16 protein-coding genes are annotated in these 14,518 nt (G+C 47.0%); 1 reads left to right on the top strand and 15 read right to left on the bottom strand.

The annotated features are described in order from the left end of the window. Positions 1-8: 8 nt before the first annotated feature. From mltG to MHB71_RS00905, 11 genes are all read right to left on the bottom strand, one after another. Positions 9-1,049, bottom strand: a complete 1,041-nt coding sequence (gene mltG / locus MHB71_RS00955) for an endolytic transglycosylase MltG (protein ID WP_340028553.1) — start codon at positions 1,047-1,049, stop codon at positions 9-11. Positions 1,050-1,124: 75 nt separating this feature from the next. Then, a complete protein-coding gene (locus tag MHB71_RS00950) occupies positions 1,125-1,439 on the bottom strand; it encodes a DUF1292 domain-containing protein (protein ID WP_047844066.1) in 315 nt (104 codons plus the stop codon). Next, a complete protein-coding gene (locus MHB71_RS00945) occupies positions 1,440-1,739 on the bottom strand; it encodes a DUF1292 domain-containing protein (RefSeq protein ID WP_017686820.1) in 300 nt (99 codons plus the stop codon). Positions 1,740-1,751: 12 nt separating this feature from the next. After that, a complete protein-coding gene (gene ruvX / locus MHB71_RS00940) occupies positions 1,752-2,168 on the bottom strand; it encodes a Holliday junction resolvase RuvX (RefSeq protein WP_036616953.1) in 417 nt (138 codons plus the stop codon). Between the two features lie 128 nt (positions 2,169-2,296). Continuing rightward, entirely contained in the window at positions 2,297-2,557 is a 261-nt protein-coding gene (locus MHB71_RS00935) for an IreB family regulatory phosphoprotein (RefSeq protein WP_036616950.1), read from the bottom strand. 242 nt (positions 2,558-2,799) lie between these two features. Beyond that, positions 2,800-5,430, bottom strand: coding sequence for an alanine--tRNA ligase (gene alaS / locus MHB71_RS00930; protein WP_340028552.1), 2,631 nt, complete (start codon positions 5,428-5,430; stop codon positions 2,800-2,802). A 435-nt stretch (positions 5,431-5,865) separates the two neighbouring features. Next, entirely contained in the window at positions 5,866-6,933 is a 1,068-nt protein-coding gene (locus MHB71_RS00925; protein ID WP_340028551.1) for an AI-2E family transporter, read from the bottom strand. A gap of 296 nt (positions 6,934-7,229) precedes the next feature. Further along, entirely contained in the window at positions 7,230-7,439 is a 210-nt protein-coding gene (locus MHB71_RS00920) for a hypothetical protein (RefSeq protein WP_017686815.1), read from the bottom strand. Positions 7,440-7,449: 10 nt separating this feature from the next. Continuing rightward, complete coding sequence (locus MHB71_RS00915) at positions 7,450-7,971, bottom strand: PRC-barrel domain-containing protein (protein ID WP_017686814.1); 522 nt, start codon at positions 7,969-7,971, stop codon at positions 7,450-7,452. A gap of 164 nt (positions 7,972-8,135) precedes the next feature. Next, positions 8,136-9,287, bottom strand: coding sequence for a cysteine desulfurase family protein (locus MHB71_RS00910; RefSeq protein ID WP_340028550.1), 1,152 nt, complete (start codon positions 9,285-9,287; stop codon positions 8,136-8,138). Between the two features lie 157 nt (positions 9,288-9,444). Then, entirely contained in the window at positions 9,445-9,864 is a 420-nt protein-coding gene (locus MHB71_RS00905; protein WP_017686811.1) for an Rrf2 family transcriptional regulator, read from the bottom strand. 321 nt (positions 9,865-10,185) lie between these two features. On the opposite strand from MHB71_RS00905, the gene mnmA reads away from it, so the two are divergent. After that, positions 10,186-11,310, top strand: coding sequence for a tRNA 2-thiouridine(34) synthase MnmA (gene mnmA, locus MHB71_RS00900; RefSeq protein WP_340028549.1), 1,125 nt, complete (start codon positions 10,186-10,188; stop codon positions 11,308-11,310). Positions 11,311-11,441: 131 nt separating this feature from the next. On the opposite strand, the gene crcB is transcribed toward mnmA, so the two are convergent. Genes crcB through MHB71_RS00880 form a run of 4 tightly spaced genes read right to left on the bottom strand, consistent with a single transcriptional unit; the run spans position 11,442 to position 14,473 of the window. Beyond that, positions 11,442-11,801 carry a fluoride efflux transporter CrcB gene (crcB, locus tag MHB71_RS00895; RefSeq protein WP_340028548.1) on the bottom strand — a complete coding sequence of 120 codons (360 nt, stop codon included), beginning with the start codon at positions 11,799-11,801 and terminating at the stop codon, positions 11,442-11,444. Next, on the bottom strand, positions 11,798-12,199 hold the full coding sequence (locus MHB71_RS00890) for a CrcB family protein (RefSeq protein WP_340028547.1): 402 nt from the start codon (positions 12,197-12,199) through the stop codon (positions 11,798-11,800). The genes crcB and MHB71_RS00890 overlap by 4 nt, the downstream gene beginning before the upstream one ends. A gap of 33 nt (positions 12,200-12,232) precedes the next feature. Then, entirely contained in the window at positions 12,233-13,540 is a 1,308-nt protein-coding gene (locus MHB71_RS00885) for a replication-associated recombination protein A (RefSeq protein ID WP_340028546.1), read from the bottom strand. Between the two features lie 42 nt (positions 13,541-13,582). Beyond that, a complete protein-coding gene (locus MHB71_RS00880) occupies positions 13,583-14,473 on the bottom strand; it encodes a LysR family transcriptional regulator (RefSeq protein ID WP_340028545.1) in 891 nt (296 codons plus the stop codon). Positions 14,474-14,518: the final 45 nt, after the last annotated feature.

Below are 14,518 nucleotides of genomic sequence, written 5' to 3'. Positions count from 1 at the left end.
CCCTCCGCTTATTGCGCAGCCTTACTTTTGGCTATATTTTGCTGGTGTTCCTTATACGTTTTGGCAAATAGATGTCCAGACGAGCCATCTTTTTTTGTCACATAGAACAGATACTCCGAAGCTTCCGGATTTAGCGCTGCCTCAATGGACGGAAGACTTGGACTGGCAATTGGACCTGGTGGCAAGCCTTTGTTCAGGTACGTATTATAGGGACTTTTCACCTTTAGATCCTTGAAAAACAATCGTTCCTTCGGTCTGTCGAGCAGATATTGCACGGTAGCATCAATCTCCAGCTTCATATCCTGATTGATCCGATTGTAGATTACACCTGCAACCAGAGCACGCTCCTCATCCACCACAACTTCTTTCTCCACGAGTGACGCAATCGTCAGCAGTTGATGCAGGGAAAGGTTCTTTTCCTGGAGCTTGGCTTCCAAATCAGGAATGGAATTAATCTTGGTCTGGAATTCTTCCAGCATCCGTTGCATCACATCATGCGTGGAACTTCCCTTTTTCAGCTCATACGTCTCCGGGAACAGATACCCTTCCAATACGTAGCGAAGTTCTTCATCCACTGGAATATCTTTGATGATATCTACATCAAAGGCCGAAGGATCATTGGCCAGCTTGATGAATTCATCCCGATCTACAACATGCTCATAAGAAAGCTTACCCGCCATTTGCAGAACGTTATAACCCTCCGGAATCGTAAATTTCACCATTTCTTCCGGTACAACTTCGCCACTACTCAGCTTGCTAACAATCTCATCATATGTCACGCCAGGATTCATTGAATATGTACCCGCCATGAAATTAGAACCTAGTTTCTTCCACTTTAAATACCCTTTGAAGGTTAACCCACTTCGAATGAGGCCTTCTTCTTGAAGCTGATCCGCGATTTTCGAAGTTCCCGATCCGCTCTTAATCTCGAATATGATCGGTTCTGTAGAAGCTTCCACAGGACGCATCATACTCCATACGTAACCGCCTGCGCCTCCGGCAAGAACTACAATGATAAGCAGTATGACTACTATTGCTTTCCCTTTCAAAAAAGAAACAACTCCTTTACACAACCAAAAAGAGCGGACTTCTCCGCCCTCCCGGTTTTTTCAATTTGAAGCTGATTAATCTTCGTCAATGGGGAGTGTACACTCATCATACAGCTCCGAAATGTTCTCCCACTCATCATCATCGTCGATCGTAACTAACTCTGGCATGATCTGGTCTTCACTTCCAGGTGATACCCGCAGAAGTTCAACCTCGTCATAAGGTCGCAACGAACTGCGGAGCACCGCGTACTGCTGACCGTTCACTTCGAACTCAGCCAACAAGTCATACGGTTGTGATTTACCGTTCTCTTCCTCGAGCTCAACATGAGCACCGAATGCCAGACGCAGTGAATCTGTCCATTTCAGGTCTTTGCGGCTATATTCCGTCATTTAGTTCGCTTCCTCTTCATCTTCAGCAAGAAATGTATTAAACGTCTCCTCGACGATATCCCATTCGGCATCATCTTGGATGACGAAAAGTTTAATATCGTCGCCCTCTTCTTCATAACGGAATGCATATACATCCGTTTCGCCATCTTCAGGTTCAACCGGAGCAACCATCATGTACTTGGCCTCCGAACCATCTACTTCAAACTTCATGATGACTTCGAATTCCTCTTCATTACCCTCGTCATCCGCAATGTAAATAATTTCCGCTTCTTCTTCCATACCCAGTTGATCTTCAGCCATTGTTGATCCCCCTCACCTTCTACTATTGGCATCCAAATAATTTTGCAAAATCAAGCTTGCGGCCATTTTGTCCACAACCTGCTTGCGTTTTTTCCGACTGACATCCGCTTCAATCAGCGTACGTTCTGCTGCCATGGTTGTCAGCCGTTCATCCCAAAGGTGAACAGGTAAATTCAGTTCATCCCGCAGGCGATCGGCAAAAGCAATGCATATCTCACCGCGCGGTCCTACGGTGCCGTTCATGTTTTTGGGAAGTCCGACTACGATCTCACTAATCTCATGCTCACGCACAAGTTCGGCAATCCGAGCGAACTCGCCTTCATCACGGCGGCGTTCTAGCACTTCCAATCCCTGGGCAGTCCAACCGAAGGCGTCACTCGCGGCAACTCCGATTCTTCGGTCCCCATAGTCCAAACCTAATATTTTCATCCATGCTCTCCCATCCTGGGGCCTGCTCAGGTCGATTACAAATAATCGCCTTCTCAAGCTTCAGGCTGTCTTCTGTCGGTTCATTTCCCGCTGCCTGCAAGGCTGCAACACAGCGGAAGCGGCGTACATTACCGGTGATTGGCCAGATAGGAACGTACAAGCTCTTCAATCAGCTCATCGCGCTCCTTTTTACGGACCAGACTACGTGCGTTGTTGTGACGAGGAATGTATGCCGGGTCTCCAGAAATCAGATACCCAACAATCTGGTTGATCGGATTATACTCCTTATCGACCAATGCATCATATACCGTGAGAAGAATCTCTTTGGATGATGCTTCCTGTTCGTCACCTTTCACATTAAATTTAACCGTCTTATCCATGGAGTCCATTGATGACACCTCGCTCCTGCATGAACATGGGGACCATGTCCTGCCGAATTGATTTCTGTTTATATAATAACATATTCTGACTGCCACAAGTAAACAAAGGATAAGGCAATTGTGTTTTTTGCTTGTCCTTTACTGGCTTCAGCATATTGCATCATTCGATTCCACACGCTCTCGGGTACAAAAAATAAACGAACAGAACCATTTCGATTTATTTTTTGACGATTGAAAGCCGTTCAATGGATTTATGCATTATGCCCGCTAACCAGCGAAACCGCCAGTTTCAGCGCTTCATCCAGCTTGGTCGCATCCTTACCTCCGGCTTGCGCCATATCTGGACGTCCACCGCCACCGCCGCCGCATACTGCTGCGACTTCTTTGACGATTTTGCCTGCGTGTAATCCTTGTTTCACTTGTTCAGCAGGTACTGCTACAACAAAATTCACTTTACCGTCCGCTGGAGCACCCAATACGAGTACCGCGTTAGGCAATTTTACTTTCAACTCATCTGCCACTGTACGCAGCGCATCCATGTTCGGAGCATCTACGCGTGCTGCCAGCAATTGTGTATTTCCTGCTTGTACCACTTGATCGGTCAATTGACCAGCTTCCATGGCACTCAGCTTGCTTTGCAGGGATTCAGTCTCTCTGGCTGCTTCTTTCAGTTGTTGGTTCAGACCTTCAATCCGTTTAGGTACATCAGCCACATTTGCTTTGAGCAGTGCTGCTGATTGTTTAAGCAGTTCCAACTGGCTTTCCACATACAGATATGCGCCGCGGCCAGTTACAGCTTCGATCCGGCGTACGCCGGAGCCAATTCCGCTCTCGCTCACCAGTTTGAAGATTCCAATCTCTGAAGTATTATTTACGTGACAGCCGCCACAAAGTTCCAAACTGTAGTCTCCGACTTGAACAACACGTACAATATCTCCATATTTTTCGCCAAACAGGGCCATTGCCCCCATTTCTTTGGCTTCATCAATAGCTTTCAGCTCGATGTTCACGTTCAGACGATTCCAGATCTGTTCATTCACCTGACGTTCAATCTCTGTCAACTCTTCCGGCGTAATACTACCGAAGTGAGAGAAGTCAAACCGCAGACGTTGTGGCTCTACGAGCGATCCTGCCTGGTTTACGTGTGTTCCGAGCACATCTTTGAGTGCCTTGTGCAACAAGTGGGTAGCCGTATGGTTTTTGATAATGTCGCCACGTTTTGCTGAATCCACTTCGGCGTTGATCACATCACCTACACGCAGTTCACCAGACTCCACAGTCACCAGATGTACATGTTGTCCAAGTGGAGCTTTGAACAAACCTTGTACTTTCGCTGTTACACCAGCCCCTCGCAGCAAGCCCTGATCACTCACTTGACCGCCACTTTCCGCGTAGAACGGAGTCTTGTCCAGAACAACCTGACACGTCTGTCCTTCGCCTACAGATTCAACAAGGGCGTCACCAGCTACGATGGCTACCACTTTTGCTTCCGTCAACAGGTCAGTATAACCAACAAACTCGCTTTTAACCTCCAGATCAGCAAGTGGTCCGCCTTGAACTTTCATGCTCTCGTTCTCTTGACGTCCAGCACGTCCAAGCTCACGTTGTTTCTGCATGGAAGCATCAAAACCTTCACGATCCACAGTCAGTCTATGCTCTGCAGCATAATCTTCTGTCAGGTCAAACGGGAAACCGTACGTATCATACAGCTTGAAAGCTTCAGGGCCGCTAATAACCGTGCGTCCTTCGGATTTGGCTGTGCCGCTGATATCAGCCAGAATAGCCAGACCATCTGTTAGAGTTTCGTGGAAACGCTCTTCCTCGGTTTTGATTACTTTGGCGATGAACTCCTGTTTGTCTACTACCTCAGGGTAGTACATGCCCATCACTTCACCAACGGTTGTTGTCAGTTCATACAGGAATGGACGGTCAAGCCCAAGCACTTTTCCATAACGAACTGCACGGCGAAGCAAGCGACGGATGACATATCCACGTCCTTCATTACTTGGCAGAACGCCATCACCTACTGCAAAGGCAACCGTACGGATATGATCGGCAATGACTTTCAGTGCAACATCAATCTCTACGCTGTCGTTATATTTCACACCTGCAAGAGCAGCTGTTCTTTGAATCATCGGTTGGAACAGGTCTGTGTCAAAGTTGGAATCCACATTTTGCAGAATGGAAGCAAAACGCTCCAAACCTGCACCTGTATCAATGTTTTTGTTAGGAAGCGGTGTGTAGCTACCATCTTTGTTATGGTTGAACTGGGAGAATACCAGGTTCCATACTTCCAGATAACGTTCGTTTTCCCCACCTGGATACATTTCAGGATCACTCATGTCGTTTCCGTAAGCTTCGCCGCGGTCATAGAAGATCTCGGTACAAGGACCACATGGGCCTTCGCCGATATCCCAGAAGTTTTCATCCAATTTAATGATACGTTCAGCAGGCAGTCCTACTTTTTCGTTCCACAGTTTGAAAGCTTCTTCATCTTCCGGATATACCGTTACGGACAGGCGTTCCGGATCGAATCCGATCCACTCTTTGCTGGTCAAGAATTCCCAAGCCCATGTTACGGTCTCTTCCTTGAAGTAATCTCCAATAGAGAAGTTGCCAAGCATTTCGAAGAACGTATGGTGACGACGCGTTTTACCAACATTCTCAATATCATTGGTACGGATACATTTTTGGGAGTTCGCTAGACGCGGGTTCTCCGGCTTCTCACGTCCGTCAAAATATGGTTTGAGCGGTGCCATACCTGCATTGATCCACAAAAGAGAAGGATCGTTGTGAGGCACGAGCGATGCGCTCGGCTCAATTTTGTGACCTTTACTTGCAAAAAACTCTATCCATTTGGACCGGATTTCACTGGCTTTCATACTGGATGCCCCCATTAAATTATAATAGTCCGTTGCGTATTCGCTCCGGTTGGTCAACATTGTTTTTGTAAAAATAAACACAAAAAACGCCCCTGAATAATCAGGGACGATGTTATCGCGGTACCACCCTGGTTATTGCTGTTCATCCCTTGCTGCCCGGACAAACAAACAATCTCCTCGTTCATGCGAAATAACGGTCGCTCCCGGCAGGGTTGTCCTGCACTCCGAAATTAGCTTTCCGCCGCTTCATCTTTCAAGACTCTTCCAGCCATCAGTTCAGGCTCACCCTGATCCGAAGAAGTCTATTCTCTGAGGAAAGGAACCCTCGGCGTACTTTATTTCATCATCGATTTCATGTTCTCAACATACACACTCATTATATCGATAGCACAAGCGGGTGTCAACGCGACCTCGTTGATGTTTTACCCCTGATAATTAGTCGGTCCTTCGTTTGATGTAATAGGCGAAAAAGTGTTGCACAATTACCTTCAGCACGGCAAAAACGGGTACTGCCAGAATTAAACCTACAATGCCTGCCAATTCACCTCCGACGAGCAGTGCAAATATAATCGACAGTGGATGGAGATGCAACGTACGTCCCACCACCTGAGGAGAAATAACGTTACTCTCCAACACCTGGCACAGTGTGTTCACAATGACAACAAGTAGTACCATTTTAAACGATACGGTTGATGCCATGACCACAGCAGGAGCAGCTCCGAGGAACGGCCCCAAGTAGGGCACAATGTTAAACACAGCTACAATGCTTGCAAGTAGCAGGGCATAAGGCATATCAATGATGATATAACCAATGTAGGCAAAGATACCAACAATGACACAGACAATAAACTGTCCCCGAATATAGTTCCCCAGTGCAGTATCGATCTCTTTCATTACCGAGACAATCGCTTTCCGACGTGAACGCGGAAGATACGCCACAATGGTGCGTTCAAACACCTCAAAGTCTTTTAACATATAAAAGATCAGAAATGGCACGATAAACACATTGAATAACACATTAATGGTCGCCCCGATATTGTCCATGAGCACAGCAATTCCCTGAGTTAGTCGATCCTCCATCTGAAAAAACCAGCTGTTCATGCCTGTTCGCACACTTGGTGGCATTAATTTGTGATCCATATTATTCATCAGGCTCTGGGCACGCATGGACAGTTCCGGCATATGCTCGTTGAGTTCTCCCAGCTGTTCAATCAATACCGGAATGACATTCATCAGAATGACACCGAGGCAGGTCAGGAAAAAGGCATATATGAGTAGTACCGCAATCGTACGCGGCACCTTGCGCCCTCCCAGCATGCTGACAATCGGATTAAGTACATAGGATATGATAAGGGCTACGATAAAGGGTGCCAGCACTGTTTTCAGGAACGTATATATGTGAAGCAGTAAAGGCCGCAGCAGCCAGATAAAATATAAAATGATCAATCCGAGCAGCAGCCAGATCGCGTAACGGAACAGCTTGTTTTTGGTTAATTGCTCCACTTGCATCTCTCCTTTTGGACTGGCTCTGAGAGTCAGTATATGTAGGAAAGGTAATATTTATTAACACAGCGCAGAAGTGGAAAGGAGTAATCCGAACATTTTTTCTTAAACCAAAAAAAAACGCCTCCTTCATCAGAGAAGGAAGCGCATTTTGCAGTACGGGTTAGCATATAATCAACCATACACCAGCCGAACCACTATGTAACCGCATCTATATACATCTGCCAACAATTAGCGACAGCCTCCCATGACAGACATTGTCATGAAACCGCATATAGAGGAAGTTATTCTGCTTATTAAGAAGAAGCGTGAAGATGAGGGAAGTCTTGTGGCAGCTCGTCCCCGAAAAACAGATCATCCAGGGAACTCAGCGTACCGTCTTCTTCCACCTGATATACAGACATTTTCTCACCGTTCACCGTTAATTCAATAAAGCATCCCCAGCAATAAAACTGGTGGGAACCAATTTTCCCGATATCTTTGGAACTACAGTTTGGACATTTCATATTCATTCACCTATCCATTAACAGAATGAATGGCATTTTCCAAGCGTTGTTCACTCAGAGACGGCACCATAATGGCACTTTCCCCGATGGACATATCGCTTGTACATGGCAGCCATTTGCGGCCCTCGATCAGATCGGACACAAAACCGTCCGTAATTTCAATCCCTATTATTGTATTTCCCAACTCTTGGTCAAAATAAACATCGGAGACACGCCCGAGCAGCAAACCTTCTTCGGTGAGCACGGACATCTCCTTCAATTTAGACCGACCGAGGAGGTACGTGTATTTTATGTCGTCGGCTCCCGTCTTGCGGACAGCCTGTTGATTACGGATCATGACGGCATCTTCGCCGTAGGCAACGATATCTTGCCACTGCACGATTTTGACATGATTGGTAAACAGACCTTTGTTCTCAAGCTCAATGCCTTCGATCTCCCAATCATCATTCACAATGAAATCCTGGATTTTACCGACCTGCTTCCCGTCCTCAACATCAAAAACGGCAAGTCCGATCATTTCCTGAAGCTTCATCGCTGGGTCCCCCTCATCTTCTTATCATTAAATAGGCGCGGCGCTATTGCTAGGTATGCCCAAAGTTGATGAGTGGCAATCAGACGCCGATCATCAAAACCGCTTCTATCCAACCGATGAAATGGAACTTCTTCCCTCCTTCTGTTCCATGTGTAAAGTTCCCCTTAGGGTCTATTACGCAGTCGTCCAAGAATGGTTCCAATTTTTTCGGCGGTTATCATGATTTCTTCCGTAGTATTACCCAATCCCCAGCTAAATCGAATCGCAGAGTGTAAAAATGTTTCAGGCAATTTCATCGCTTTGAGCACATGAGAGACTTCAAGTGAACCGGAAGTGCAGGCAGAACCGCTTGCAACAGCAATCCCTTCCATATCCAGATTCATTAACATCGTCTCTGTGGACACTTCCGGAAAGCTGATATTCAGGATGTTTGGCAGCGTATGCTCCAGGTGTCCATTCACGTGAAAGTGCTCCGTCCCCACATGAATTTCAAGCTGTTCCAACAAAAGTTTGCGCAATTCCAAATCATGCTGACGATGCGCCTCCGTCTGTGCTGATGCAATCTTGAGAGCCTCTGCAAATCCGGTAATACCTGCGATATTTTCCGTACCAGCGCGACGCTGACGCTCTTGCAACCCACCGTGAGCTCTTGCTTCCAGCACAATTCCTCGCCGTACATAGAGTGCACCCACGCCCTGAGGTCCGTTGATTTTATGCGCAGAGAAGCTGATCAGATCCACAGGCAGTTCCTTACAGGAAATATTCTGGCTACCCAGAGCCTGAACTGCATCGGTATGGAAAAGGATATTATGCTGACGGGCAAGCTCACCCACCTCACGGATCGGCTGAATCGTGCCTACCTCATTGTTGGCATACATCATGGTAATCAGCACCGTATCCGGCCGAATGGCCTCTTGCAACTCATCCAGATTTATTCGTCCATGACGATCCACAGATAGATAGGTTACTTCATAACCTTGCCGCTCCAATTCCTGACACGTATGCAAGACAGCATGGTGCTCTATTGCGGTTGTAATGACGCGTTTCCCCTTATCCTGCCTGGATGAGACTGCTCCAAAGATTGCCAGATTGTCACTCTCCGTGCCACCTCCGGTGAATACCAATTCGTCCGGGAAACAGCCCAAAGACGCCGCAATGACATCCCTTGCTCCGCTGACAGTCCGTTTGGCCTCACGCCCAAAGGCATGGATACTTGATGCATTGCCAAATTGTCCTGTCATGACGTTCATCATCGCTTCTGCGACTTGTGGATGCATAGGTGTCGATGCGGCGTGATCCAAATAAATTCGTTTCATTTATCTTCACCCCGTTATATGTTAAATTATGGAATATGTTTCGTAGCCTTATATGCTCACCAACCCCAAGCCATTGTAAAACATATGTTATGGCATGGATAAAGCCCCCAAATGGGGGCTCAGGTATGTTACCATGTCATGCTCATCGCAGTCATTGTTAAATATAAAACATGTAGCTGTCTTTTTTGTCCTGATCCTGGAAGGTAATCAGGTCTTTCAGTGTTGTGGAATCCAATACTTCCGCAATCCCGTCACGAATACGCAACCATAGATCACGCTTCGCTGGATCATCTTCCTCCGTGAAGTCTACTGGAGAGATTGGCCCTTCCAGTACACGGATTACATCGCCTGCAGTCACGGTTGCAGGATCACCGGCAAGGATATAACCGCCGTAAGCACCTCTAATGCTTTTCACCAGTCCTGCATTACGCAGTGGAGCAATCAGTTGCTCCAAGTAATGCTCCGAAAGCTGGTTGCGCTCAGCAATGCTTTTAAGTGATGTAGGGCCTTCGCCTATTCTGGCAGCAAGCTCCATCATGATTGTGAGGCCGTAACGGCCTTTTGTCGATATTTTCAAAGGAGTCACCTCTTTCAATTTTCAGAAACGATTGGAAACTTTATATTTAATCCTATGGTCCATGACCGTCTGTTTCACGATCTGTCCACAGCGGAGATGCATTGAGATTAGCATAAACCTTCTAATCCTCCGTATTCCGATCATAACCCTCAGCTAATGTTAACATATCTGCATGCTTTATGGAAAAGAAAGATTGACGATATTCCAAAATGTGCGTCTGTGGTGGACACTATCCAAAATTGGCCGGGTGTATCGTATCTTGAGTCCGGTTATGCTAGAATAAGAAACGAAACACATTTATATATAGAAATGGTGATAACGATGTCCAAAACAATTGAAAATACACGGGTCGTCGTTGGCATGTCCGGAGGTGTCGATTCTTCCGTTACCGCACTGCTGCTGAAAGAGCAAGGGTACGATGTCATCGGCATTTTCATGAAAAACTGGGATGACACCGACGAGTTCGGCCACTGTACCGCTGAAGAAGATTCAGAGGATGTACGCCGCGTATGTGAACAGATCGGCATTCCTTACTACACTGTCAACTTCGAGAAAGAATATTTTGATAAAGTATTTACCTATTTCCTTGATGAATATAAGTCGGGCCGCACGCCGAATCCGGATGTCATGTGTAATCGTGAGATCAAATTTGGTGAATTCCTGAACAAAGCTCTGGATCTCGGCGCAGATTATGTAGCTACAGGACACTATGCTCGCCTGATTGAAGAAGATGGCACACTCAAGTTGCTTCGTGGTGTGGACAACAATAAGGATCAGACCTATTTCCTTAACGCGCTCAATCAGAACCAGCTGTCCAAAGCCATGTTCCCGATTGGTCATCTGCCCAAACCGGAAGTACGCAAAATCGCAGAAGCGGCCGGTTTGTATACCGCCAAGAAAAAAGACAGCACAGGTGTCTGCTTCATCGGTGAGCGTAATTTCAAAGAGTTCCTGAGTAACTATCTGCCTGCCAAAGGCGGAGACATGGTTGATATCGCAACCGGTGAAGTCAAAGGTCGCCACGACGGTCTGATGTACTACACACTTGGACAGCGCCAAGGTCTTGGCATTGGTGGTTCCGGCAATGGTGAACCCTGGTTTGTTGCAGACAAGAACCTGGAGAAGAATCAACTGCTTGTTGTTCAGGGCGATGCCCATGCAAGCCTGTACTCCACTGGTCTTACCGCAACGGGTGTGAACTGGATTGCCGGTACAGAGCACATGCCTAATGTGCCATACCGTTGTACTGCCAAATTCCGCTATCGTCAGCCGGATCAAGGTGTTACATTGACCTGGCAGGAAGATGGAAGTGTGGATGTACAATTTGACCAGCAGCAAAAAGCCATTACGCCAGGACAAGCCGTTGTTTTCTACGACGGAGAGGTCTGCCTGGGTGGGGGTACGATCGATCAGGTGCAAAAAGTACCTGTACCCGCAATGCAATAATAGAGCTTGTCCATTAAAATGCGGATTATACACAATACCGTGTATCCCTATTAAAAAAGCCGTCTTTCATGTATACAATGAAGGATGGCTTTTTTCCTGCTTATTTTTGCAAAAAAATAAAAAATAGTTCGTTATGCAGTCAACCAGACTCCTGCCAAGCAAGCCAACACCCCAACTACAACCGAACTGATGACGTAGAGCGCCGCGCTTGCGTATCGTTGTCGACCCATAAGTCCTAACGTCTCATAACCAAAGGTAGAGAACGTCGTGTACGCACCGCAAAATCCGGTTCCCCACATCAACCAGATTCCATCTGAGATCATTGCAGATTCATGCCACCCATATAACAACCCAAGCAACAGTGAACCACTGATGTTGATGATCCATGTTCCCCATGGAAAGGCCATTCCCAGCAAGCCAGAGACCCATTTTCCTAGACTGTAACGCAGTACCGCACCCAGCACACCTGCAAAACCAATCCACAGGATCATGAGGCATCACCCACTTGTCTTTGTGCTCCCAACATACGATGTCCAAGGCTTATTCCCAGCGCACAGAGCAACAATCCTGCCAACAGACTCACGATCATATAAATAGCGGCACTGATCCATTCGCCCCCTTCGGATAAACGAACAATATCAAGCGTAAACGTGGAGAATGTCGTAAATGCGCCAGTAAAACCTGTACCAATCGCCAGTCGAAGTTGTGGTGTTATTTTGCCTGGAACAGCTATGGTAAAGAACCAACCCAAAAAAAGGCTGCCAATCGCATTGATTAACAGCACTGCCCATGGGAACCCCCCATGGACAGTTGGTATCCCTAACTGTATGGCATATCGGGTCAATGTACCGAGAAATCCACCCGCCCCTATATACAAAAGCTCTTTCATGTTTTGTGCATCTCCCGAATGATCTGTCTGTCCTTAAAATTCCCTGCGCCGCTGTTGGTTCAGCCTGATCTTCGATTCGTTACCCTGCTCCGTTGCCTCATAGAATACTCTCCGTGAGAGCTGCTTTGGCAAATATTCTTGTTTCACGTAATGCCCCGGATAGTTGTGTGGATATTGATAACCCTCATGTCCAAGCTTCACGGCACCCGAGTAATGTGTATCTCGCAAGTGAAGCGGAACTTCTGCCGATTTCACCTCATCAATCGCGTTCATGGCTTTGGAAATGGCGGTGTACACCGCATTTGATTTTGGACTTTCGACCGCGAACAGAATAGCTTGTGCAATGTTCAGCTTGGCTTCGGGCCAGCCGTTATTTCGGTACGCATCAAGTGCTCCAATCGCCTGAGTCATGGCTTGCGGGTTCGCAAGTCCAATATCTTCACTGCTCGCTGCAATCAGGCGCCGAATGAAGGTCATCGGGTCCATGCCGAGCTTCTCCACCGCGTATAAAAACCAGAACAGCGCCGCATCACTGGAACCCCGAATACTCTTGTGAAATGCAGACAACACATCATACTGTGTGGATTCATCTGCCTTCACAATCGGTCGCCGAATAGACTCTTCTGCCACACCAAGCGTAATATGAATGGACCCATCCTTCTCCGGTGGCGTGGTCAACGCAGCCAGTTCAAGCGCGTTAAGCGCACGCCGAATATCCCCGTTGGCCATCGTAGCAATATGTTCAAGCGCCTCATCGTCCGCCTGCAGCTCCATGAACCCCAGACCTTTATCCGGATCACTCAGTGCTCTGCGCATCGCAATAAGCGAATGCTCCTTGTTCAGTGATTCCAGCTGGAACAGGGTGGAGCGACTCATCAAGGCTCCATTGACATAATGAAAGGGATTCTCTGTTGTCGCTCCGATAAAAATAATCGTACCCTTCTCTACCGCTGGCAATAGCGCATCCTGACGTGAACTGTTAAACCGATGTACCTCGTCGAGGAACAAAATGGTTTTCGTTCCATACAGCTGTTTGTTCGTTTGGGCCTGTTCGATAACTTCACGCACATCCTTGACGGAAGCTTCCACTGCATTCAGACGTACGAACTGTCCTTGCGTTTGCTGGGAAATAATATGTGCCAAGGTTGTCTTGCCACATCCCGGAGGGCCGTATAACAAGATTGACGAAATCTGATCAGCCTCGATGGCGCGCCGGAGTAATTTCCCCGGTCCAATAATATGTTCCTGTCCAATATATTCATCCAGATGCTCTGGCCGCAAGCGGTCCGCGAGCAGTCTAGCTTGTGGTTTTGAGTCTTGTTGAAACGAAAATAAATCCATTGCTCATCACTTCCTTAACGGATTGCCTTGCCTTGAATACAATTACACTTCTGATGGTTCTCCACTCTCTATCATATCATACTCTCGCGGTAACATAGCCATAAATGCATGAAGTGCACTGCTGACAAAGGCATCCTTGCGAGTAATAAAATGAGTCATCATGCGATTCATACCTACGGGGAGTGTATGCGTGCGCAGTAATCCATTTTCGATCTGATGTCTAATCACAATCTCTGGTAATAAGGAAATTCCCATGCCGGACGTAACTCCACTAATAATCGCTTCAAGGGTTCCGAATTCCATAATAGCTGGGCGGGTAACACCACCCACCTCTAACCATTCCTCCAAAACCTGACGATAGGAACACCCCATGCTGTAGACAAGAATGGGTTTACTCTTAAGATCTTCATCCGTAGGACCCATACCAGAATAGACAACAAATAGTTCCTCATCAAATACGGGAATAGAAACGATATCAGGATGATCACAGGGACAGCCTATAAATGCTCCCTCCAATTCATACCCAATAACCTGATCCATAAGCATCTGCGAATTGCCAGTAACCAGTGACAAGGAGACATCTGGATACTGTTTATAATATCTGACGAAAAGTTCAGGTAGTCGCACGGCCGCTGCGGTTTGTGTAGACCCTATTCGCATTGGACCCGATGGTGTGCTCGTCGCCCGAAGCGCCTTGGAAGCATCATTCAGCAAACCAATTATTTTATCTGCATAGGTCAGCAGCATCTCTCCGGCTGGAGATAATGTCATACCTCGGTTATGACGAATGAACAACGTTGTACCCACTTCTGCTTCCAGATGCCGGATTCGTGCCGTTACGTTGGATTGAACATACCCCAGTTTAGAAGCAGCTTTGGTCAGATTCCCTTCCTGTGCAACACACTGAAATATTCTAAGATCCCCGCTCTCCATGGTCCCCCCACTCTGACATCATTCAAAATGATATCCGCTTCATTA

It is taken from the genome of Paenibacillus sp. FSL H7-0940 (assembly GCF_037979415.1).
In the GTDB taxonomy this organism is placed as follows: Bacteria; Bacillota; Bacilli; order Paenibacillales; family Paenibacillaceae; genus Paenibacillus; species Paenibacillus amylolyticus.
Note: the sequence above shows the minus strand (reverse complement) of the source record. Positions and strands in the feature narration are given on the sequence as shown.